This window comes from Enterobacter sp. HMSC16D10 (assembly GCF_001807145.1).
Taxonomy (GTDB): Bacteria; Pseudomonadota; Gammaproteobacteria; order Enterobacterales; family Enterobacteriaceae; genus Enterobacter; species Enterobacter roggenkampii.
The window spans coordinates 76,023-97,742 of record NZ_KV787899.1 but is presented as its reverse complement, the minus strand read 5'-3'; the positions used below and the strand labels follow the sequence as shown (position 1 = coordinate 97,742).

General features: G+C 57.5%; 24 protein-coding genes and 1 pseudogene. 6 read left to right on the top strand and 19 right to left on the bottom strand.

Features of this window, described 5'->3' with window-relative positions; genetic code table 11:
* Positions 1-9 precede the first annotated feature (9 nt).
* The gene (locus tag HMPREF3143_RS18705; protein ID WP_070534070.1) at positions 10-1,380 is read right to left on the bottom strand and encodes an NAD-dependent succinate-semialdehyde dehydrogenase; all 1,371 of its coding nucleotides are present in this window, start codon (positions 1,378-1,380) and stop codon (positions 10-12) included.
* 151 nt (positions 1,381-1,531) lie between these two features.
* Here HMPREF3143_RS18705 and HMPREF3143_RS18700 point away from each other — a divergent pair, with 151 nt between their 5' ends.
* Together HMPREF3143_RS18700 and HMPREF3143_RS18695 are read left to right on the top strand one after the other, a co-directional pair.
* Complete coding sequence (locus tag HMPREF3143_RS18700) at positions 1,532-2,275, top strand: helix-turn-helix transcriptional regulator (protein WP_070534068.1); 744 nt, start codon at positions 1,532-1,534, stop codon at positions 2,273-2,275.
* Positions 2,276-2,322: 47 nt separating this feature from the next.
* A complete protein-coding gene (locus HMPREF3143_RS18695; protein WP_070534066.1) occupies positions 2,323-2,961 on the top strand; it encodes a LysE family translocator in 639 nt (212 codons plus the stop codon).
* A gap of 30 nt (positions 2,962-2,991) precedes the next feature.
* On the opposite strand, the gene HMPREF3143_RS18690 is transcribed toward HMPREF3143_RS18695, so the two are convergent.
* Both HMPREF3143_RS18690 and HMPREF3143_RS18685 read right to left on the bottom strand, forming a co-directional pair.
* Positions 2,992-3,294 carry a BrnA antitoxin family protein gene (locus tag HMPREF3143_RS18690; protein ID WP_023293359.1) on the bottom strand — a complete coding sequence of 101 codons (303 nt, stop codon included), beginning with the start codon at positions 3,292-3,294 and terminating at the stop codon, positions 2,992-2,994.
* Positions 3,281-3,568, bottom strand: a complete 288-nt coding sequence (locus tag HMPREF3143_RS18685; RefSeq protein WP_063418479.1) for a BrnT family toxin — start codon at positions 3,566-3,568, stop codon at positions 3,281-3,283. The genes HMPREF3143_RS18690 and HMPREF3143_RS18685 overlap by 14 nt, the downstream gene beginning before the upstream one ends.
* Before the next feature lie 168 nt (positions 3,569-3,736).
* Here HMPREF3143_RS18685 and HMPREF3143_RS18680 point away from each other — a divergent pair, with 168 nt between their 5' ends.
* Positions 3,737-5,008, top strand: coding sequence for a DUF445 domain-containing protein (locus HMPREF3143_RS18680; protein WP_070534063.1), 1,272 nt, complete (start codon positions 3,737-3,739; stop codon positions 5,006-5,008).
* Here the strand turns inward: HMPREF3143_RS18680 and HMPREF3143_RS18675 are convergent.
* The 7 genes and pseudogenes from HMPREF3143_RS18675 to HMPREF3143_RS18650 form a co-directional block, all read right to left on the bottom strand.
* Positions 5,005-6,081 carry a DUF2955 domain-containing protein gene (locus tag HMPREF3143_RS18675; RefSeq protein WP_063617498.1) on the bottom strand — a complete coding sequence of 359 codons (1,077 nt, stop codon included), beginning with the start codon at positions 6,079-6,081 and terminating at the stop codon, positions 5,005-5,007. The genes HMPREF3143_RS18680 and HMPREF3143_RS18675 overlap by 4 nt on opposite strands.
* Positions 6,071-7,138, bottom strand: a complete 1,068-nt coding sequence (locus HMPREF3143_RS18670) for an HlyD family secretion protein (protein WP_085930304.1) — start codon at positions 7,136-7,138, stop codon at positions 6,071-6,073. Before HMPREF3143_RS18670 ends, HMPREF3143_RS18675 begins: the two co-directional genes overlap by 11 nt.
* Positions 7,135-7,605, bottom strand: coding sequence for a MarR family winged helix-turn-helix transcriptional regulator (locus HMPREF3143_RS18665; protein WP_008501325.1), 471 nt, complete (start codon positions 7,603-7,605; stop codon positions 7,135-7,137). The genes HMPREF3143_RS18670 and HMPREF3143_RS18665 overlap by 4 nt, the downstream gene beginning before the upstream one ends.
* Positions 7,606-7,750: 145 nt before the next feature.
* Positions 7,751-8,446, bottom strand: a complete 696-nt coding sequence (locus tag HMPREF3143_RS18660) for an ArsR/SmtB family transcription factor (RefSeq protein ID WP_070534061.1) — start codon at positions 8,444-8,446, stop codon at positions 7,751-7,753.
* Positions 8,439-8,555 (bottom strand): annotated as a pseudogene (locus HMPREF3143_RS25155) (amino acid-binding protein); the annotation flags it as partial. The gene HMPREF3143_RS18660 and the pseudogene HMPREF3143_RS25155, both read right to left, overlap by 8 nt.
* Positions 8,534-8,863 (bottom strand): antibiotic biosynthesis monooxygenase family protein, encoded by a 330-nt coding sequence (locus tag HMPREF3143_RS18655; RefSeq protein WP_070534059.1) that lies wholly within the window; start codon positions 8,861-8,863, stop codon positions 8,534-8,536. The gene HMPREF3143_RS18655 and the pseudogene HMPREF3143_RS25155, both read right to left, overlap by 22 nt.
* 151 nt (positions 8,864-9,014) lie before the next feature.
* Positions 9,015-10,430, bottom strand: a complete 1,416-nt coding sequence (locus HMPREF3143_RS18650; protein ID WP_070534056.1) for an aldehyde dehydrogenase family protein — start codon at positions 10,428-10,430, stop codon at positions 9,015-9,017.
* A 100-nt stretch (positions 10,431-10,530) separates the two neighbouring features.
* Between HMPREF3143_RS18650 and HMPREF3143_RS18645 the strand changes: the two genes are divergently transcribed.
* Entirely contained in the window at positions 10,531-11,433 is a 903-nt protein-coding gene (locus HMPREF3143_RS18645; protein ID WP_070534054.1) for a LysR family transcriptional regulator, read from the top strand.
* On the opposite strand, the gene HMPREF3143_RS18640 is transcribed toward HMPREF3143_RS18645, so the two are convergent.
* Complete coding sequence (locus HMPREF3143_RS18640) at positions 11,420-11,899, bottom strand: carboxymuconolactone decarboxylase family protein (RefSeq protein ID WP_008501331.1); 480 nt, start codon at positions 11,897-11,899, stop codon at positions 11,420-11,422. The two genes, HMPREF3143_RS18645 and HMPREF3143_RS18640, sit on opposite strands and share 14 nt — an antisense overlap.
* A gap of 101 nt (positions 11,900-12,000) precedes the next feature.
* Here HMPREF3143_RS18640 and HMPREF3143_RS18635 point away from each other — a divergent pair, with 101 nt between their 5' ends.
* Positions 12,001-13,389: a MocR-like pyridoxine biosynthesis transcription factor PdxR gene (locus HMPREF3143_RS18635; protein ID WP_070534051.1), complete on the top strand. Its 1,389-nt coding sequence runs from the start codon at positions 12,001-12,003 to the stop codon at positions 13,387-13,389.
* Positions 13,390-13,475: 86 nt separating this feature from the next.
* Here HMPREF3143_RS18635 and HMPREF3143_RS18630 read toward each other — a convergent pair whose 3' ends face one another.
* Positions 13,476-13,637: a DUF1127 domain-containing protein gene (locus HMPREF3143_RS18630; protein ID WP_008501333.1), complete on the bottom strand. Its 162-nt coding sequence runs from the start codon at positions 13,635-13,637 to the stop codon at positions 13,476-13,478.
* Between the two features lie 176 nt (positions 13,638-13,813).
* On the opposite strand from HMPREF3143_RS18630, the gene HMPREF3143_RS18625 reads away from it, so the two are divergent.
* A complete protein-coding gene (locus HMPREF3143_RS18625) occupies positions 13,814-15,232 on the top strand; it encodes an aminotransferase-like domain-containing protein (protein WP_070534050.1) in 1,419 nt (472 codons plus the stop codon).
* A 94-nt stretch (positions 15,233-15,326) separates the two neighbouring features.
* Here the strand turns inward: HMPREF3143_RS18625 and HMPREF3143_RS18620 are convergent, their stop codons facing one another.
* The 7 genes from HMPREF3143_RS18620 to HMPREF3143_RS18595 all read right to left on the bottom strand — a co-directional run bounded on the left by HMPREF3143_RS18620 (position 15,327) and on the right by HMPREF3143_RS18595 (position 21,583).
* Positions 15,327-15,995, bottom strand: coding sequence for an OmpA/MotB family protein (locus HMPREF3143_RS18620; protein WP_023617165.1), 669 nt, complete (start codon positions 15,993-15,995; stop codon positions 15,327-15,329).
* A gap of 8 nt (positions 15,996-16,003) precedes the next feature.
* Positions 16,004-17,542, bottom strand: a complete 1,539-nt coding sequence (locus HMPREF3143_RS18615) for a hypothetical protein (RefSeq protein ID WP_008501336.1) — start codon at positions 17,540-17,542, stop codon at positions 16,004-16,006.
* Positions 17,539-18,792 (bottom strand): hypothetical protein, encoded by a 1,254-nt coding sequence (locus tag HMPREF3143_RS18610; RefSeq protein WP_045409336.1) that lies wholly within the window; start codon positions 18,790-18,792, stop codon positions 17,539-17,541. The genes HMPREF3143_RS18615 and HMPREF3143_RS18610 overlap by 4 nt, the downstream gene beginning before the upstream one ends.
* Positions 18,793-18,802: 10 nt before the next feature.
* Entirely contained in the window at positions 18,803-19,618 is an 816-nt protein-coding gene (locus tag HMPREF3143_RS18605) for an ATP-binding protein (RefSeq protein ID WP_237716803.1), read from the bottom strand.
* A gap of 344 nt (positions 19,619-19,962) precedes the next feature.
* Positions 19,963-20,847: a hypothetical protein gene (locus HMPREF3143_RS18600; RefSeq protein WP_008501339.1), complete on the bottom strand. Its 885-nt coding sequence runs from the start codon at positions 20,845-20,847 to the stop codon at positions 19,963-19,965.
* Positions 20,847-20,975 carry a hypothetical protein gene (locus HMPREF3143_RS26430; RefSeq protein WP_302622599.1) on the bottom strand — a complete coding sequence of 43 codons (129 nt, stop codon included), beginning with the start codon at positions 20,973-20,975 and terminating at the stop codon, positions 20,847-20,849. Before HMPREF3143_RS26430 ends, HMPREF3143_RS18600 begins: the two co-directional genes overlap by 1 nt.
* Positions 20,954-21,583: a ubiquinol-cytochrome C chaperone family protein gene (locus tag HMPREF3143_RS18595; RefSeq protein WP_254668442.1), complete on the bottom strand. Its 630-nt coding sequence runs from the start codon at positions 21,581-21,583 to the stop codon at positions 20,954-20,956. The genes HMPREF3143_RS26430 and HMPREF3143_RS18595 overlap by 22 nt, the downstream gene beginning before the upstream one ends.
* Positions 21,584-21,720 lie beyond the last annotated feature (137 nt).

The window sequence follows — 21,720 nt, the reverse complement described above, 5'->3', positions numbered from 1 at the left end:
TATGGCCTCTTACTGACGCACCACCACCAGCTTCTGGTTCACAAACTCTTTGATCCCCAGATCCGACAGCTCGCGTCCGTAACCGGAGCGCTTCACGCCGCCGAACGGCAGCTCTGGCGCGGTATCGGTGAGCCAGTTGATATACACCATCCCGGTCTCGATCCGGGACGCCATCTTCTTCGCGCGCTCGATATTCTGGCTGAATACCGCCCCACCCAGGCCGTAGTGGGAGTCGTTCGCCAGCGCGACCGCCTCGTCGTCGTTTTTTACCACGTACATCTGCGCCACCGGGCCGAAGAACTCTTCAAAGTACGCCGGGTTGTCGCGCGAGATATTCGTCAGGATCGTCGGTTCGAAGAAGCTCCCCTCACGCTGCACCGGCTTGCCGCCATAGCGCAGCGTCGCGCCGTTTTTCACCGCCTCGTTGACCTGTTTGGTCAGCGTTTCCAGAGCATCTTTCGACGACAGCGGCCCCAGCGTGGTGCTTTCGTCGAGCGGATCGCCAATTTTCACCTGCTTAAATGCCTCGGTGAATTTGCTCAGGAAGGTGTCGGCAATCTTTTCATGCAGGATAAAGCGCTTCGCCGCGGTACAGACCTGCCCGGCGTTGTTGAGCCGCGCATTCACGCCAATCCTGACGGCTTTGTCCAGGTCCGCATCGTCCAGCACCACGAACACGTCGTTACCGCCCAGTTCAAGGGTGGATTTCTTGATGTGCTTCGCCGCCTGCGCGGCCACCACGCTGCCGGCTTTTTCAGAGCCGGTCAGCGCTGCACCCTGCACGCGATCGTCAGCAATGATGTTCGCCACCTGCTCGGACGAAATAAACAGGTTGGTCCACGCCCCTTCCGGCGCCCCCGCCTCACGCACCAGGTGGGCAAAGGTCTCGGCGCAGTGCGGCACGATGCTGGCATGCTTGGCGATAACGGGGTTACCCGCCGCCAGGTTTGGCGCCAGAACGCGCATCAGCTGGTAATACGGGAAGTTCCACGGCTCAACGGCCATCAGCACGCCGATGGGGTGATGCTCCACCCACGCTTCCCCGAGTTCGGATTGATACTTCACCGGGGCCAGGAACTGCTTCGCGTTGTCGGCGTAGTAGCGGGCGATCTGCGCGCACAGCTTCACTTCGCCACGGCTCTGTTCGATGAGCTTACCCATCTCCTGACTGGCAATTTTCGCCAGCTCCTCGGTGCGCTCGTCGATCAGATCGGCAAGCTTATGCAGCACCGGCAGGCGCTGATTGATGTCGCCTTTCGCCCAGTCCGAATGGTAAAGCGCATCGGCCGCCTTCAGCGCCGCTTCGATATCCGCGTCGGTATGCGAGGGGTATTCTTTGATGAGCTGGTTAGTGGCAGGATTTACTGTCTGATAAGCCATGTCGAATCTCCTTGTTTTACCGCTTAGGGTATTAAGGGTAGTCAACATGACTGGCTGTGGACGTAAAGTTGGGTATATCCGGAAGGTTCTTAATGAAGCGCTGCAAGACGGTTCGCTGACGTGGTATAAAAAACGTCCAGAAGGAGTTCATATGACCGATACCCGACACATCCGGCAGACTTTTCACCGCGCCTCAGGCCTTGAGCTGCGCAGCACGTGGCAGAGCACGCAGGCGTACAAACGCCACAGTCACCCTCAGCTCTCTATCGGCGCGATTATGGAAGGCCAGACCTGCTGCATTTGTCATGACAAAGAATACATCCTTAACCCCGGGGACCTCATTGTGATCCCGGCCTCTGCGCCGCACAGCTGCAACCCCGTCGCCGGGCAACCGCGCAGCTACCATATGCTCTATATCGACACCGATATTCCTCAGGCGTTACAGGTGATTCGCGACCCTGCGCTGTTTAAGCGCTACCTGGATATTGTTGAGGCGATGTCGCCTGTATCCGTGGACACGCTGCTTTCAGCCCTGCCCCGCTGCGTGGAAAACGCCGACGCGCTTCGCTCAACCAGCCAGCACGTGCGGCAGGCGTTTCTTGCCGACCTGGCCGCACCGCCTTCGCTTGACGAACTTGCCCAACGATTCTCGCTGCGCAAGGAGACGCTGATCCGCACCTTCCGGCAGGATACCGGCCTGACGCCGGGCAGCTTCCTCAACATCTCCCGCGTGGAGTTCGCCAAAGCGCGGCTACGAGCCGGGGACGACATTGCCGACGTTGGCTACCAGAGCGGGTTTGCCGACCAGAGCCATTTTCATAAGACCTTCGTCAGCTATACCGCCGCCACGCCGCGCCAGTACGCGACGGGCCGATCAATATCTGACAATAAATAACGTTGGCATCACCGTAGCCTGACCTCAGATTGTTAACCGAGGTTGCTATGGAACTGTTCTTCCCTTCCGCTTTTCTCGCCCTGGCGCTGGCGCATTTTGTCGCCCTGTTAAGCCCGGGGCCGGACTTCTTCCTGCTGGTGGGCTACGCGGCGCGCTACCGACTGCGCGGCAGCGCCGGATTGTGCGTCGGCATCGCCGCGGGTAACGCGCTTTATATTGTTCTGGTGATTATCGGCTGGAGCGCGCTGCGCCAGTTTGGCTGGCTGTTTACGCTGATAGAGCTTTGCGGGGCGCTGTACCTGCTGTGGATCGGCTCGCATCTGGTGCGCAGCCAACCGCAGGCACTGGCGCTGAATGAACCCCGTCAGCGCTGCCCCTCGCTGCGCAAGCAGATCCTGCTGGGGCTCGGCTCGGCGCTGCTTAATCCGAAGAACGCGCTGTTCTATCTGGCGCTGATGACGGCATTGCTGGGGCCGGACGTCACGCTGCTTCAGCAGGCAACGTGCGGCGTCTGGATGGTGACGGTGGTGCTGGCGTGGGATCTGGCGCTGGTGACGCTGATGGGGCTATCGCCGGTGCAACAGAAGCTCAGCCTTGCGCTGTGGCTGATAGAGCGCACGGCGGGGGTGGTGTTGATGGGGTTTGGCGGGTGGGTGCTGTGGCGGCTGCTGGAAAATATACGCTGAGATAGCGGGCAGCCAAACGCTGCCCGCTATTTATTTTTTGTTTTGATCGCGCAGCATTGCTTCACGCAAAATGGCATTGAGCCGCGTCTGATAACCTTTCCCAGGCCGTTTAAGCCACTCCATCACATCGGCGTCAATGCGTACAGATGCCTGAGTTTTGAGTGGTCGATAGAACTTCCCTCGCACCGCCCCTGACCACTGTTCATCGTCCGTGGCAGGAATATCGCTGTAATCAATCTCCGCATCTGGTTTTTCAGCTAATGCTTTGAGCTCAGCCACACGACGAGCGCTTACCTCAGGCGCACTACCGCGTTTATGTTTAACGATGCTCATAACGGCTCCTCTCTTTGCGGTCCGCCTTTCGTGCGCTAATGATACGGATGATTTCTCCTCCGCTTTCAAAACGTACCGTATGTGCGACCAAAATAACAAGAAGGCCTTGCACAAGGCCGATGGTTTGCCAGCGAAATTCCCCGTTTTCATAGCGATCCTGAACAGACAAATGATAAGGATCGTCGAAAACCATAACCGCATCCTCAAAGCGTATGCCATGTTTTTGCAGGTTACTTTTCGCCTTATTGTTATCCCACTCATACTCCATTGGCATAGTGTACCCTTCCCTGATTGTATATACAAAAAAGCATATACAAATTGCACAATGATTAAACCAAATATGTAAAAAGGTGTTTAATTCCGGAAGGTAGATTCCAGAAGCTGGAATGACATAACGTTCCCTGCTTTGCACATTCCCCTCGTATCCCTCTATCCTTAACCCATGGAAAAAATAGCTGAACTCAAACGCGCCAAGCTGCTGGCGCTGTCGCTGCTGCTGGTTGCCGCCGCGGCCTTTATCACCACCCTGTTCCTGCCGCAGACCTTTAGGGTGCGCGGCGTCAAGGCCATTGCCGAGGCGGCGATGGTCGGCGCGCTGGCGGACTGGTTTGCGGTGGTCGCGCTTTTCCGCCGGGTGCCGATTCCCTTTATCTCCCGCCATACGGCGATCATCCCGCGCAATAAAGACCGGATCGGCGACAATCTCGGCCAGTTCGTGCAGGAGAAGTTTCTGGATACCCAGTCGCTGGTGGCGTTGATCCGCCGCTATGAGCCCGCACAGATGATTGGCGCCTGGTTCAGCAAGCCCGACAACGCCCAGCGCGTCGGGCTGCATCTGATGCAGGTGATGAGCGGTTTTCTCGAACTGACCGACGACGGGCGCATTCAGCGCCTGCTCAAACGGGCGGTACATAAGGCCATCGACAAGGTCGACTTCACCGAAACCAGCGCCGTGATGCTGGAGAGCATGACCAAAAACAACCGCCACCAGGTGCTGCTGGACGCCATCATCAACCGGTTGATTACCCTGATTCAGCGGGAAAGCACGCGGGACTTTATTGCCGACCAGATTGTCCACTGGCTCAAGACCGAGCATCCCCGCAAGGCGATGGTGCTGCCCACCGAGTGGCTGGGCGATCAAAGCGCGGAGATGGTATCGAACGCGGTCAACACGCTGCTGGACGATATCAGCCACGACCGCACGCACCAGATCCGCCAGGCGTTTGACCGCGCCACGCTGAAGCTTATCGACAACCTGAAAAACGATCCGGAGATGGCGGCAAAAGCCGACAACATTAAGCACTACCTGAAAAACGACGAGGCGTTTAACCGCTATCTGGGGGAGATGTGGGCCGACCTGCGCCAGTGGCTGAAGGCGGATATGCAGAGCGAGGATTCGCGCGTGAAGCAACGCATCGCCAACGCCGGACTGTGGTTTGGCGAAACGCTGTCTAACGACGCCAGCCTGCGGGCATCTCTGAACGAGCATCTGGAGCAGGCGGCGCACCGCGTCGCGCCGGATTTTGCCGCGTTCCTGACCCGCCACATCAGCGACACGGTGAAAAGCTGGGACGCCAAAGACATGTCCCGCCAGATTGAGCTCAACATCGGAAAAGATCTTCAGTTCATCCGCGTCAACGGTACGCTGGTGGGCGGGACGATTGGCCTGATCCTGTTTTTACTCTCGCAGCTGCCTGCCGTGCTGGGACATTAATCCGCTTTGGGCGGCGCGATGACGTAGCGCGTTGCCTCGAAGCGGTTGAGGATCAGGTGCATCAGAAAGACCATCGTCAGCGTCGCCACCAGCGAAAAGGTGACGGAGGTGATGCGGTACAGATCGCTGAACACCAGGTCGGTATCCGGGTGCATGTTCTGCCCGAACATTATCCCGATGGTGGTGATGCTGGAGAAGCCTACGCCCGCCCCGACCTTCTCCATCACGTGGAGTCGCGCGCCAAACGCCAGCCCAAGGCCGATCAGCGGCATCATCAACAGCATATGGCTGCTGTGATCGTAGAGGATCAGCTGCACCACCAGAATATAGAGGCAGCCCAGCACCACGCCGACCACGCGCCAGATGGAGCTCATCACCGCGCCGCGATAGTGCATCGGGAACAGGATCAGAATCCCTGCCATCAGCGCCGAGAGCGAATCGCTTAAGTCGCTGATCTGAAACACCACGAAAATCATCGTCGCGACGGTGCCGGAGAGCAGCGACTCGTGGCGCACGCGGGCGTCGTCTTTCTCAATCAGCGGCGGCGGCTTGCGGGGCTCCACGTCCGGCAGGAGGTAGTTCATCAGCGCGCTCAGGCACACCGCCATCACGCTGGCTTCGATGTTCGAGAACAAAAGCGTATGCCAGTTGGTGGTGGGGTAGCTCATAAAGTTGAGCATCACGCTCTGGCACACCACGCCCATCGAACCGAACAAAAACAGCGGCCCTTTACTCATAAAGCGAAAACGCATCACGTAGAGGGCGAAGACCACCAGCGTCATGATCGCCGGCCATTGCGACAGATAGCCGATGATAATCACCATTTCAACGCAGTTCAGCGATGCGCTGAAGATAAACTGCTTCGCCACGTGGCGGTTAAACACCGGGACCAGCGAAAGCAGCATGATCGGGTAGACCACGAAAAAGACGCCGTAGCTAGTGTTGTAAAAGCTGGAGATGCTGAGCGCAATCATCCCGGCAAAGACGATGCGCAGAGTCTGGCGAAAGTCGTTTGCCGTATAGACGATGTTGCCGTGCGGGGTAAACACCCGCGCCAGGGTGCTAATAGACATAGTGAAGCAGGCTCACCAGGTGGATTTGCATCCCGGAGAAGAAGCGCGCAAACGGCCCTTCGCTGTTGTAGAGCTGTACGGTCGCGCGGGCGCCGGTCGGCAGATGCTTCGGCAGCGGCTCATCCAGCGAGACGTGAATGCGCATGCGCTGGGCATCGCGCACCCAGCGGTTAGAGGTTTCCGGCTCGGAAAGCTGGCCGTTAACGGCCTCCTGACCGGCGAGGATCCCCGCGTCGCTGCTGGTGACGTGGGCGCGGAAAACGTGTCCCGGGAAGGCGTCAAACACCACGGCCGCATCGGTGCCCTGATGGGTATGGCGCAGGCTCTTCTCACGGAAATCGGCCACGATATCGGTCTGGTTGTTTACCAGCGCCAGCGCGGCCGAACCGGAGGAAGCGTAGAAGCCCGGGCTCAGCTGCAGGTTACTGACCGTGCCGTCCGCCTGGGCGTAGACCTTCGTCCAGCCGAGGTTCAGCTCTGCTTCATCCAGCGCGTTGCGGTATTTTTGCAGCGTCACGTTGCGGTGTTCTTCGCGCTCACCACGCTGGATGCGCAGGTTCCGGATGTTGGCCTGAATCGTGCTGACGGACTGCTCGCTGCTCTGCCAGGTGGTGCGAACCTTATCCAGATCCGCCTGCGAGACGTTCTGCAGGGTGCTCAGCTTCTGGTAGCGATCAAAGGTCACTTTGTCGTTACGCGCGGTCAGCACGGCGGTTTTCAGGCTGGCCTGCGCGGCAGCGATCTGCGCATCCAGCTGTTCGTTGGACAGGCGTGCCTGCTCGAGCGCGATTTGCGCCGCTTCCACCTTATTGCGAAACGGCGTGTCGTCGAGTTCAAACAGCAGATCGCCTTTCTTCACCTGGCTGTTGTTATGGACATGTACCGCCGCCACGTAGCCGGAGACGCGCGGAGACACCGGCGTCACCACGCGCATCACGGTGGAGTCCGGCGTCAGCGGGATCCAGATATCCGCGACGATAAAGTAGACAAACATCAGCAGGAAAGAGGCAATACTCACCCTTACCCAGCGGGCAAACTTTTGTTCAGGGGTCATTATTTTTCGGTCTTGTTATCTTCTTCGCGGATTGTCCGCAAATTGCAGGCGATTTGATTCAACGTGGCGCTGAAAATGTCGAGATGTTCCGGCGCGATGTTTTGCGATACGCGCGCCTGATACGTCTCAATCACCTGAGTGAGCCTTTTTAATATGGCTTTTCCCTCAGGCGTCAGCGTCAGAAGCCGGATGCGCTTGTCATAAGGCGATGTGGTGCGCAGCAGGTAACCCTGTTTTTCCAGCTGTGTGAGGGTGCGCATCAGCGGCGGCAGTTCAATGCCCTGCACCTCCGCAAGCTCACTCATTGAGACGTTATCCCCGAGCTGATGAAGCTGCATCATCACCGTCCAGCTCGACTGGGTTAACCCGGTATCGAGAATGGCGTCGTCGATGACGGCACGCCACTGGCGCACGATCATCGCCATCCGCATGCCCATCGGCCTGCGGCAGAACAGTTCTTCTTCACTCATGGGGAACCTCTCGTCACACGCGGTCAAGATAATAGTTATCAGGGTAACTATCAAGAAACGGGAAGTTAAAGCGCAGGAATTGCGAAAGGTGTTACTGGAGGCGATGTACACGTAGGCCCGGTAAGCGCAGCGCCACCGGGGGTTTTTAGCGGCTAAAAAGCCTCTTAACAGCAGCCTTTCCCGAGGCCGTCACCACCACCTCCCGATACCCCGCCACCCGCTGGATCCAGCCTTTACTTTCCAGATGGTCGAGCAACAACGCACCGGCTTCTCCGCCCAGGTGAAACCGCCGCTCGCTCCAGTCCAGGCAGGCGCAGCAGGCCTTCCGGCGGGGATGCGCGCTTAACGAAATGCCGAGCGCCAGGAACTGCTCCCGGCCATAGAGTGTCAATGCGGAACCGTCAGCCTCCAGCCAGCCTTCCGCCTGCATGAAATCATAGATCTGCACCGCCACGGCGCCTGCGAGGTGGTCGTAGCAGGTCCGGGCTTCACGCATGGCTTTCGGCGCGGTGGTTTCCGGCGGGGTAATGCGGCTCCACGAAAGCCCCATCATCTGTTCCACCAGCGCCGCCACGTCGTGCCCGGCAAGACGATAATAGCGATGCCGCCCTTGCGACAGGCAGGTTATTAGCTTTCCTTCAACCAGCCGGGCAAGATGCCCGCTGGCGGTCGACGGCGCAACGTCTGCCGCCGCGCTCAGTTCAGTGGCCGTCCACGCACGCCCGTCCATTAGCGCACAGAGCATCTTCACGCGCGACGGATCGGCCATGGCAGCCGCCACCGCGGCAATCGCCTTTTCCAGCATCGCGCTGTTATCGGAGGGTAAACTCGTCTTAAGCATGGGCCGCCCAGGGTTCGGTGATCTCTGCGGCCAGCTTATCATCATCCGTCAGCAGAATAAGGTGATTCGCATGGTCGCTGTACTGTGTCAGGATAGACACGCCGCGTGCCCTCCGGTTTCGGAACTGTATTCCCGCACCAGCTGCGCCACCCGAATACGGTAGAAAGAAAAAATCGACGCCCGCCCTTCGGCCTGCGCCGCCTGATGAAAGACGTTCTGCTTCCAGTGGCGGACGGCCTCTTCATCCCGCCACCAGGAAAGAGAGAGGATTTTGCCGTCGGTCGTCAGGCTCTGGAACCGTTCGATATCAATAAAGCCGTCGATGTCGGCCAGTAAAGGCTTAAGCTCTCCGGCAAGCTGAAGATAGCGCGCCTGATGGGCAGGCTCGGCTTTGGCTTCGAAAAGAACTGCGATCATGGTTTTCTCTCCGTTGTGATGTTGGGGAGAGAATGCAGGAGGGAAAAGCACAATGCTTCGGCAAAGAGCGAAGCGTTGTGCCGGATGGCGCTGCGCTTATCCGGCCTACGGCTCATGTAGGCCCGGTAAGCGCAGCGCCACCGGGCGGGTTTTAGCCCACCATCGACCTCGGCTCCATAAACGCCCGAATTCCCCACTCGCCCATCTCGCGCCCCACGCCGGAGTGTTTGAAGCCACCAAATGGCGCTTTCGGTTCATGAGCCAGGGTGTTCACCAGCACGCGACCGGAAACAATCTGCTGTGCCACGCGTCGCGCGCGGTCCACATCGGCGCCCAGCACCATCGCACTCAGGCCGTACTCGGTATCGTTGGCAATGGCGATCGCCTCCGCCTCGTCCTGATAAGGGATGACGCACAGCACCGGGCCGAAAATCTCGTCGCGGGCAATGGTCATCCGATTGTTCACGTCGGCAAACAGCGTCGGACGCACGAACCAGCCGTCCCGGGTGCCGTCCGGTCGCCCTTCGCCGCCCGCCAGCAGGCGCGCCCCTTCTTCGATTCCTATGCGGATATAGCCCTGCACCCGCAGCCACTGCTTTTCGCTGACCATCGGGCCGACGTCTGTCGCGCTGCTGCGCGGGTCGCCGGATTTCACTGCCGCCACGGCCTGCGCCAGCGCGGTTTCGATCTCCGCCTTGCGCGAGTAAGGCACCAGAATGCGCGTCCCGGCCACGCACGCCTGCCCGCTGTTCATAAACCCGGCCTGGATCACCAGCGGGATCGCCTGCGCGAGATCCACATCATCCAGCAGGATCGTCGGCGATTTACCGCCCAACTCCAGCGTGACGCGCTTAAAGCTTTCCGCCGCGTTGCGCAGGATCGCCTTGCCGGTATTCGTGGAACCGGTGAACGAGATTTTTGCCACGTCCGGATGACGGCTAATCGTTTCGCCCACCGTCTCGCCGCGTCCGGTGACGATGTTAAACACGCCCGGCGGCAGCGCGGCGTCGCGCAGCGCTTCGGTGACAATCTGCGTTTGCAGGGCGCTCATTTCGCTCGGCTTGATGACCGCCGTGCAGCCCGCCGCCAGCGCGGCCGCCAGTTTGCCGCAGATAAACCCCGCATCGCTGTTCCACGGCGTAATCAGCCCGGCCACGCCGAGCGGCGTCATCTGCACCGTTGCGGCACCTGCTGGAGTGACAAACTCAAACGCCTCAAGCGCCTCGATGGCCTGAGCAATCACCTCTGCCGGATAGCTTGCCATCCACGCCGAGCGCGAGGCGGGCGCGCCGTACTCCTCAACAATCGCGTCCAGCAGCGCATCATGACGGGCGGCAACGGCGGCGTGCATGCGCTTCAGCGCGGCGATGCGTTCCTGCTTTGTGGTCCGGGACCACGCCGGAAACGCAGCTTTCGCCGCCGCGATAGCGCGTTCAGCGTCAACCTCATCCGCCAGGCGAACCTGACCCATAACCTGCGCCGTCGCCGGGTTGTACAAATCAAACCACTCGGTACCGTGCGGGGTAACAAATTCGCCGTTAATAAAGATCTGTTCGATGGTGTGCATATAAACCTCCTCAGGCTGTGTGAGCCCAGTCTGTCACGGCTTCTCCGTTGCGATAATCCACGCTATGCTGCAAGGGTTGTTTCGATTTTCAGGATAATCTATGCATCGTTCAGGTCTGACAGAGCTGGAAGTGGTGATGGCGGTGGTGCGGCGCGGCAGCTTTCGCGGTGCGGCGCAGGAGCTGGGGATGTCCGCCACGGCGGTCAGCAACGCCATCGCCGGGCTGGAGAGCCGCCTTGAGACGCGACTTTTCAACCGCACCACCCGCAGCGTGGCGCTCACCGACGCCGGGCAGCGCTACGTGGCGCGTATCGGCCCGGCGCTGCAGGAGATCCGTCTCGCCGGGGAGGCGATCCACAGCGACACCGGGGAACCCGCCGGCACGCTGCGCCTCAACGTGCCGAACCATATCGGCACGCTGTTTCTGGACCAGCTGCTGATCGACTTCATGATCCGCTACCCGAAAATGCGCGTGGAAACGGTGAGCGAAGCGAGGATGATCGACATCGTCGCGGAAGGCTATGACGCGGGGATCCGTCTCGAAGAGTCCGTCCCGCAGGACATGATCGCCGTGCCGCTGACCGGTGAGATCCGCCAGCTCGTCACCGCCACGCCGGACTATTTCGCCCGTCACGGCACACCCGAGACGCCGGACGATCTGCTTTCACACCAGGGGATCGGCATGCGTATGGCCCACGGCGGGATCTACCGCTGGGAGCTGGCACGCCGGGGTGAAACGTACGCGCTTGCCGTGCCGCCGCGCTTTGCGACGTCCGATCTTTTTGCCTCGATCCGCGCCGTAAAAGCGGGGTTAGGGGTGGGATTTTTACCGGAACTCTATATTCAGGACGAGCTGAAAAGCGGGGAGCTGGTGAGCGTCTTAAACGACTGGGCGCAGCCGTTTGCCGGGCTGCGCCTGTACTACCCTGGCCATCGCCACGTCCCGCCGGGGTTGCGGGCGCTGGTGGCGATGATCCGCGAGCGCGGGATTATTCCAGGTTAGCCTTATTCAGCCCGTACGCCGCGTCCAGCGAGCCGGGCGCCATGCGGGAGGTGATCCCCAGGCGGTTCCAGGCATTGATCGCCACGATGGCAAAGTTCAGCTCTGAAATCTCCACGTCGGAGAAGTGCTCCGCCACGCTGCGGTACAGCGCGTCGCTCACCCCGTGAACGCCAATCTGGGTCAGCGCTTCGGTGAAGGCCAGCGCCGCTTTCTCGCGGGCGCTGAACAGCGGGGACTCGCGCCAGGCCGCCAGATGGTACAGGCGCAGCTCGCGCTCCCCGGCGATTTTGGCCTCTTTAGAGTGCATATCCAGACAAAACGTACAGCCGTTCAACTGCGACACGCGAATGTCGATCAGGTGCTTCAGCGCCGGGTCGATGGAGGTTTTTGCCACCTCCATGCTCAGGGCAGACAGCGCGTTGGCGAGGGCAGGTGTAGCTTTATGGTGGTTAACGCGAGTGCTCATGGTCTTTCCTCTTTTTGTGCGGCATGTGTCATGCGATGAGGCAAATCTACGCCGTTCATGACATAGTAAAAAGATACAAAAATCGTGAAACGAGGTAGGACATGAAGCCGGGCTATCACGAGATTTATTCCCGCTATCGCGACAACATTATGCGCGGCGTGCTGAAGCCGGGCGACAGGGTACCTGCCATCCGCGTGCTGGCGGAAGAGCTGAAGGTGGCGCGTAAAACCGTCGAAACGGCGTATGCCATTCTGACGGGTGAAGGGTATCTGGTGAGCCAGGGGGCGCGCGGCACGCGGGTTAACCCGGACCTCCTGCTGCCGGACAAGCATGCCCCGGCGGAGCAGCCCACCGGTACGCTTCTGGCCTCGCTCATCAGCCAGCGCGAGCGGGCGGGGTTTCTGCGCCCCGGCATCCCCGCCCTCGACAGCTTCCCGTATAAAAAGTGGCTGCTGCTGGCGGGCCAGGCGACGCGGGCCATGCGTCAGGAGGAGATGCTCAACCCGCCGGTGCTGGGCTGGTATCCGCTGCGCCAGGCCATCGCCAGCTACCTCAACATCTCGCGCGGCTTGTCCTGCACCGCAGAACAGGTGCTCATCACCAGCGGCTACAGCGGCAGCCTGCGGCTGATCCTCGACACCCTCGCCAGCCGCAGCGACAAGGTGGTGTTTGAGGATCCGGGCTATTTTATGGGCCAGCAGCTGCTGAAGCGGATCGTGCCGCGCCTGCACACGGTGCCGGTCGATCGCTGCGGCATCGACACGGACTACCTGCTCCGCCACCATCGCGACGCCCGTTTTGCCATCGTCACCCCGTCGCATCAGAGTCCGCTGGCGGTCACGCTCTCGCTGCCGCGCAAGCAGCAGCTGCTCGACTGGGCCAGCCAGAACGAGGCGTGGATTATCGAAGACGATTACGACGGAGAGTTTCACTACACCCGCAAGGTGCTGCCGTCGCTGAAAAGCCTCGACCAGCACGACCGGGTGATTTTTATGGGCTCCTTCAGTAAAACCATTATGCCGTCGCTGCGCATGGGCTTCGTGATGATGCCCGCCAGCACCGTCGGGGCCTTTACCGACTGCGCGGACATCACCACCAGCGGCCAGCCGGTGCTGACGCAAAAGATCCTCACCGCGTTTCTCAACGAAGGGCATTTTTTCCGTCATCTGAAAAAGATGCGCGCGCTGTATCAGACCCGCCGCGACTGGATGATTGCCGCCCTGCGCGAGGTGTATGGCGATCTGTTTTTCACCGAGCAAAACGACGGCGGGATGCATATCGTGGCGTTCCTGACCAAAGGAAGCCGTGACCGGGAAATCGCGCGCTGCTGGCAGGAACAGCAGCTGCAGGTCAATGCGCTCTCGGAGTGGTATCGCGGGTCAGGCAAACGCTACGGGCTGGTGATGGGCTATAACAACGTGCGCTCGTATCAGGAGGCGCTGGATTTGCTGGAAAGGCCGAAGCGGCAGACGCTTGCGCTGTTGCGCTAAACATCGCCCGGTGGCGCTACGCTTACCGGGCCTACGGGATCGAGTAGGCCGGGTAAGGCGCAGCCGCCACCCGGCGACGACGTGGATCACACATCATATCGCGACAACCCGACGTCCTTGAGCTGCTCGTCGCTCATCTGGCTCAGGATGCGGCGGGTGCGGTTGATGCGATACCAGTTACGCAGCGTTTTCGCGATCCAGACAAACACAACAAACGGACGTTTTGAACGATTCTCGTAGAATTCCATGATGCTCTCCTCACTGTGTCAGTGGGGTTATCATCCCGGAAATCGGCCTGTGCAATACAGATGCAAAAACAACTTTTGTTTAACATACAGATCCGCTAAAACAGTATCTGCATGGCAATTTTCGCAGCAATCTGTACTGGTTTTATAATCTGTATGGTGAAAACAGAGGATACAGCATGACGCGCTATCAACATCTCGCCAACCTTCTGGCAGAACGCATTGAACAAGGGCTGTATCGCAGCGGCGAACGTCTGCCGTCGGTGCGCGCGCTGAGCCAGGAGCACGGCGTGAGCATCAGCACCATACAGCAGGCCTACCAGATCCTCGAAAACCTCCAGCTGATCACGCCTCAGCCGCGCTCCGGCTATTTTGTCTCGCCGCGCAAGGCCCAGCCGCCCGTCCCGGCGATGACGCGCCCGGTGCAGCGCCCGGTGGACGTTACCCAGTGGGATGAGGTGATGATGCTGCTGGACGCCCGCGCCGACAAAGAGATGATCTCCTTTGGCGGCGGTTCGCCGGACATTAACCAGCCGAGCCTGAAGCCCCTGTGGCGCGAGATGAGCCGCATCGCGCAGCATAACCCCGGCGAGATGCTGAGCTATGACGTGCTTGACGGGCGCCTGGAGCTGCGCGAGCAGATCGCCCGCCTGATGCTGGACGGCGGCTCCACCGTCTCGGCAAGCGACATTGTGATCACCAACGGCTGCCACGGCGCGCTGTCGATCGCCCTGCTGTCGGTGTGTAAACCGGGGGATATCGTGGCGGTGGAATCGCCGTCGTTTCACGGCACCATGCAGATGCTGCGCGGGTTTGACATCAAGGCGATTGAAATTCCTACCGATCCCGAGACCGGGATCAGCATCGAAGCGTTAGAGCTGGCAATGGAGCAGTGGCCGATCAAGGCGGTGATCCTGGTGCCCAACTGCAATAACCCGCTCGGGTTTATCATGCCGGAGGCGCGGAAAAAGCAGATGTTGGCCCTCGCCCAGCGGCACGATATCGTGATTGTCGAGGATGATATTTACGGCGAGCTGGCGGCGGAGTACCCGCGCCCGCGCACCATTCATTCGATGGATATCGACGGCCGCGTGATCCTCTGCAGCTCGTTTACCAAAACCGTGGCGCCGGGCCTGCGCGTCGGCTGGATTGTGCCGGGGCGCTACTACGACCGGGTGATGCACATGAAATACGCCGCGGGCGGGTTTAACGTGCCGGGCACGCAGATGGCGGTGGCGGCGTTTATCCGCGACGGCCATTACCATCGCCACGTGCGCCGTATGCGCCAGATTTATCAGCAGAATATGGAAACCTACACCTGCTGGGTGCGGCAGTATTTTCCGGCAGAGATTTGCGTCACGCGCCCGCAGGGCAGCTTCCTGCTGTGGGTGGAGCTGCCGGAAAATGTGGATATGGTGTGCGTCAGCAAGCAGCTGTGCCGGCTGAAAATCCAGGCCGCGGCCGGGTCGCTGTTTTCCGCCTCCGGGAAGTACCGCAACTGCCTGCGGATCAACGTGGCGCTGCCGCCAACGGAGAAAAATCGCGAGGCGTTGAGGAAGATGGGTGAAGCGATTGTGATTGCGATGGAGGAGGGCTAGTGCGGCCTGATGCCCTCACCCCAGTCCTCTCCAACGGTTCAGTAAGTCCCTATAGCGGGCTGGTTTAGATGCCATTACTCAACCAGCCGCTGAGTTACAGAGCGCTGCCCTGCTCCTGACGTGACGGCGCGTGCGTCAGAAACTGCACCTCAACGCGGCGATTACGCTCATCGCTGGGTGAAATCCCTTTTAGCGGCTGAGAGTCGCCAAAACCGGCCACAATCACACGATGCGATTGCTGATCGTTGAGGTTCGCAATTAACAATTTACGTGCTTCACGGGCTCTGGCAGCCGAGAGCGTGTAGTTATCGTCATACACGGTACAGAACCTGGTGTAATCGACCACAGGGTTATTCACGCTGATGTTATCCGTATGCCCCTCAACAAAAACCTGAGTGTTCGTCGAACCGCTCACGAACGCCTGAATCCGTGGTGCCAGACGAGCAAGTGCATCTCTTGCCTGATCGGTGATACAGGCACTACCGCGGGCGAAGATTTTATCCCGCAGCGTAATTTTTCCGCTGGCTATATCAAACCCCACCAGCGCAGCATCTCCCTGATCCACCATCTCCTGCTGCATGCTGTGCATCATGGCATTCAGTTTCTGTTGAGCGGCTGCCTGGCCGCTGTTTTTCTCCTGCTCGCGTTTTACGTCAGCCACTTTGTTTTGCAGTACCGATAACACCAGCATCAGCATCACCACGGCCATGACCCCTGCCATTAGATCGGAAATAGAAATCCACTCATTCGGTTTATCTTTCATCGGCAATATCAGACCTCAACACGTTCGGCGACAAGCTGTTGAGCCGGGAGCAACTTATCGATGCGGGTGCACAATGCAGACACCTGAGTGGTGATCTGCTTAACGGTTTCCGGCAATGCACCAAGCTGATCGAAGGCCTCGTTAAAGCGCGTGATGTAGTGCTCCATCTTACGGTTGCCTTCGGAAACGGCGGCCAGACCGAGAGCGATCTCCTTCGTGACGCGCTGAATATAGTTTGTCATAGAGGTGACTTGTTCATTCAGCGTCAGGCTGGTTTCGGAGAATTCATCCATCGCCTGACGTTGAATTTTCGCCGCGGCTTCGGTTCTCTCTTTCACCGTGGTCATGGTTGAATCGATCTGCGAAGACATGTTGTTAACCGACTCGCTGATCTGCGAAGTGGCGGATTCCAGCTGGTTGGCCATCTGCGTCATGTTGCCGCGGAAAGACGCATCCATGCTGGCGATAGCACCGTTAAGGGAGGTTTCTATCTGGCCCATTGTCGTACTGAGCTGATGAGTAGACTCCGCCAGCTTATCGCTCATCTGCTGCACGTTGCGAGTGAAGTCGGCATTCATCTCATTCACTACCTGCGACAGCTCTTGCTTAATGCCGGTCATGACCTCACTAAGTTCGGCACCCAGCGCGGTAACCACTTTTTCCAGGCTCATCGCCGAGCCAGAGACTTGCTGCGAAGCATCACTCATAGTAGTCGCCGCCTGCTGCAGTGCTACCAGGTTCTCTTCACTTTTACGGGTGTAAGTTTCCAGCAGATTGCGCGACTGATTATTAATATCTGCGATCTCTTTTAACGCCGCCAGATGGTATTGATGACGCTGCGCTTCCTGCTCTTCACTGCGTTTTGCCTGCTGACTGAACTCCTCGCGCAACGCGACAGTTTGCAGCGCCATCGCCTCCACCAGACGCTCGGTAGCCGCGTTACGTCCAGCTTCACGCTGCTGCTGCCTGGAAGCATTTTCCTCCGCCTGCAGGGCATATTCTTCGGTCAGGGAGTGCTGCAGTTTGGCCATACACCAGTTGAGACGGCGCTCTTCATAGCCATTTTTCGACTCCCAGATTTTGAGGGCGATAAAGGCAATAATCCCCCAGGTTGAGGTTTTGAATTTCGTGCCCAGGCCCTGCATCATCTCCATCAGGTCGCGCATGGAGGAGTCCATTGCACCAATGCTGTTTCCCGCGTTATGCAAAATGCCGGAAGCTTTATCGAGCGCCAGCCCCAGCCCAAGAAAGGTTCCCAACAGACCAAGGATCAACAGCATACCCGGCATAATGGCGGCTATTTTCTCAGCTTTGGTCGCCAGTGATTGGCTCAGCTCAGCGGCCGATCCCATTTCTGCACTCACCCCCGGCTGAGCAGCCTGTAATCCACTTTGCTCCCAGGCATGCTGCCAGCGCGCTTCCTGCGCATTGCGCCTGACGGAGAGCCAGGTGTAGATTACTGCCAGCAGCATTACGCCGAAAAAGCCCATCTGCAGCGCATCAAAGCCTGGGATCAAAAAGTGGCCAATTTCAGTCAGCAGATTCATGCAACCACCTCGACGAGCAGACCCGCTTCAGTACGTTTCTGGCAATCGGCAGCAAAGATGTTGGCGAAATCGGTAATTAAGCTCTGTTCCTGCTGGGAAAGAGAAGACCAGGCACGATCGTTTTGCGAGCAGTCGATCAGCAGTGCACCCACAATCGCCCCCTGATCGAGCAGATACGCTTTGCCTTCCGCAATCAGCTGCTGTTCTTCTTTTTCGAGCATCTGCAGAAAGCCTTCCGCCGCGTTGACGTAGCTATGGCGCGCCAGTAGATCGTCGCCTAGTTGTTCCAGATCGGCCGTATCACGCGGCAGGGTGATTTTAAGATCGTTCAGCACGCCCACTTCACCCGGTTCAAGTTCTTCGTATTTTAGCGCGCGCACCAGACGGTTATGCAGCAAACGATCTTTCGAAAGCGCGCTGTTTTTCTTCTCCCACTCCTCTTCCAGAAGCTGACGGCTTTTCTCCCATGCAATAATCATCTCTTCGAAGACAAACGGGATAATCGGCTTGCCGAATAGTCTCTGAGTGAGGTTATCCAGACGCAGAGTATCGGCATCGCTAAACTCTGCCTCCTGCTGGATCAGCGCGTTCGCGGCATAAACCATAAAGTGCATATCCGCATCGACATCACTGATGGACTTCACGGCCTGCATACGGGTTTCATAGAAGGCGAGCAGCTTTTGCACTGCACGCAGGCGCAGGAAATACTCGAAGTCCTGCAGCGTATCTCGCTTCACGGCGATATCCACTTCTGCTTTTGCGATAAGATAGCTGTTCACCAGTGCGAAAGCCGACACAGCCTCTTTCTCCTCACCACTCAACTCACCTCCCGCTTCAGCCATAGCCTGAGCATGATGGCGAGCCTCTTCAAGCTCCTGCTCCTCCATTTGTTTCTGGTGGGCGTTTTTACACCAGTTAATGACCCACTCCAGGGCTTTCTGCAGCTTTTTTACCAGCGGCTGTTTATCAAGTTTTTCCAGCCATGCCAGCGCGCGATCCAGCCCTGCCAGCGCGCTCTTTACCCATGGCAATGTGATAAAACCGCCTAGCATCTGAAGAATTTTACGTCCCGTGCCGATATGCGGCTTAATGCGTTGCCACATCTGGCTGACTTTACCAACAAAGCCTTCCGCTTTTTCTGCCATGAAACCGATCGCTTTTCCGGCAATTTCTTTTGCTTTGCTGACGACGGATGAAGCGACATCTCGTACGTACGAGACTGCAGAGCAAATACGACTCCATAAACCCATGATTCAACCCTTAGCTCAAACCGAGCATTTTTTTTGCTGTGTTAATGTGTGGTGGAACGAAAGAGGCCGCGTTCGATATCGCGTCGTAAGCATCACGAATTTGCGCAAGTGCACTTTCAAGATGCTTAAGCGTAAGTTTTTGTTCTGATTCCAGTACGGCTTTAGGTAGCGCCAGGCGCATGGCATTGCGGATATCTCGGCCAGAGAGCCCTTCGGAGAGAGACACGGCGCTTTCCAGCATCGTTTCCCGTGCATCGGCAAGCGGAATAGCGCGCACGAGCAATTTTTCCCAGATGCGAAAACGCTCCTGGCTGCCGGGTAACGTAAAACCAACATGGTGAGAGATACGGCTGAGGAATGCGCTGTCGTAGTTTTTGACGAAGTTGGTAGCAAAGATGACGATACCGGTATGCTTTTCCAGCTCAATCAATAAGGTGGAACGCATCGCGTTTACTTCATTATCAATGCCCTGAGTAACAGATGAGAGACGTTTACCCAAAAGGGTGTCTGCTTCATCAAAGAACAACACGGCCTCTTCCTCCGTGGCCTGACGGAAAAGAGCAGCGATATTTTTCGCGGTTTCACCCATAAATTTGCTTTCGAGATCGGCAATACTGACAACCATAATCTTGCGCTTAAGCGAACCTGCCAGCGCCTCTGCCGTCAGGGTTTTGCCGGTTCCTGGTGGGCCAAAAAAATTCAGCACGATCCCGTTCCCCATAGGGTCGACCGCTGCGAATTCCCATTCCACGTAAATTTTATGGAAGTGGTCAATTTTGGCTCTGGCTTCATCAAGCTGGGCAATGACCTGCGTCGTCAGCGCCACATCGTTTTCTAGCGTAAAACGGGGAATAACCGCTGATGCAAACGCCTTATTTTCTTCACCGGCTGCTTTCTCCAGGCCCTGCGTAAATTGCGGTCGAATTCGTCCCAGAGACATGTATTACCTCATTATGGGCTGTAGGAAATTTGAATTAAGTTGCTGGTGCAATATTGGTTAACGGCAGGAGCGTCGAAAACTCCAATGATATTTCCTACCGTTTCGAGCAGACCTACCAATATTGGTCAGTGAAGAGAAAATAGAGGATGGGACTGACAAAATGTGTCAGAAAAAAATATGCTTCAAGAAATAAGAAGAATACCTGGAAAAAGTTCCAGGCATCATCATGATTACGCTTTAAGAGGAAGGGGGGCGATGGAAACCAGCTCCTGGAGCAGTAGCGCGTTATCTTCCGATTTAAATAACAGACGCAAATCTTCCTGCTTACGGGTAAAGGCAAGCGACTGTGGCTCAACGCGACCGCTGATGCTCTCCTTAACTTTGCTATTACACCACTGGCGATAATGTTCCAGCGTGGCAGCATAGCGGCGTGAGTTTTCGCGCATCAGGTGCTCTGCCAGCCTGAATTTTCCGTAGCGATCGCAAAGTTGGCTCTCGATGTAGATCGCTTTTGGCACCAGATCGAGCATGAGAGTAATGAAATCCAGAACCTGTTCTAAATGCCTGTCGCTGAGTTTATCGGCAAAGGAGAGCAAGTTATCAATAAACGAGAGAACCTCGTTGCGTTCATTGCCCATTCGGACAATGAGGTGTGCCGCAACGTCATGCGTCTCATCCACCAGCGTGCGATCCAGCAACATAACGCGAGCAGACTCTACGACGCCAAAGTAGCGAGACAGTTTATCCATGTAGAAAATAACATTCTGCGCGTGCACATCTTCGGAGATCAGATCCATGCTCTGCTGCAGTTGATCAATTTTTTTCGACAAATACATGGTTTGTACCACCATTGCCCCCACGATGATCCCCGTGGAGACGCCGACTGCAGCCAGCTGAACGGTCTGTGCCATTTGTATAAGTTGTTTGATGTCGCCAATCGAGGCCGTTTCCAGCACCACCTCTTTTAGCGGAAGGTGTTGAGCGATCCCGCTTTTACCGGACATGGCGTGCCAGTACGCTACCCCATCACGAATAATGACGTGCCCGGTTTCCAGCGCGCTTTGAACCTCTTTGTACACATTCACCCAGTCGATAGTAAGCAACGTTTCCTTCATCAAAAGAAATCTCCACCTTTGTTTAGCATTTGCTGGCGCATGGCAGCAATTTGCACCACGGCAGGCAGCGTAACGCGAAACGCCGGGCCGCTGATGGCCGGGATAGTCAGTAACGCCGTAATGGCCATGCCGATCGGACCGGCAAAAATCCCAATCGCGCGTACCAGTCCCGCATTGGCGGCAGCGCCAACCCCCTGCCCAGCACCGCTTTCGCTACGGCATTCGCTACGATCATCGCCACCTGGTAGGACATAAATCCGCCCATACGGATTGCGGTGATGATTGCCGTCAGTGCCGCACCACTAGCAAGATTCCCGTCAATTTTGAGTTCGCGACGGATGTTGCGGCGCTCTTCCTCATTCATTTTATCCCAGGAGTCAGTGAATAATTTTGCGAGAAGGGCCTGCTCAATATCGACAGCATCCGCAGAGAAATCGGTTTTAACGGAGAGTTTCTTGCATACGTCCGTCAGGATTTCTTTATAAAGCACGCCGTTACCACGGAAGAGGTTAACAAAGGTATCGCCACCGAAATGTTGTAGCTCCGCCCCGATGAGTTGCCAAACCTGCTTATAGTTTTTACCTGCATCCTGAAATGCTTTCTCACCCGTTAAGGACTCAGTGTAACGCGTCGACCCGTCTTTATCCGTGGTGAGATAGTTAACCAATACTTCCAGCATCTCGTTGTCTGAGTAGCGAAGTAGCTCCAGGTCTTGATCTGTTCTGTATTTTCCCATTATCTCTTACCAGCCGAAGGCTATTTTCAGTTTTAATTGCGTAATTATTAAGGGTGCCTGATAGGTGTTAACGGCATTTGCAGAAAAAACTGCAATGAAAACCCTTCTCTTTTTAGGTAGTACAAGAATAACCGCAG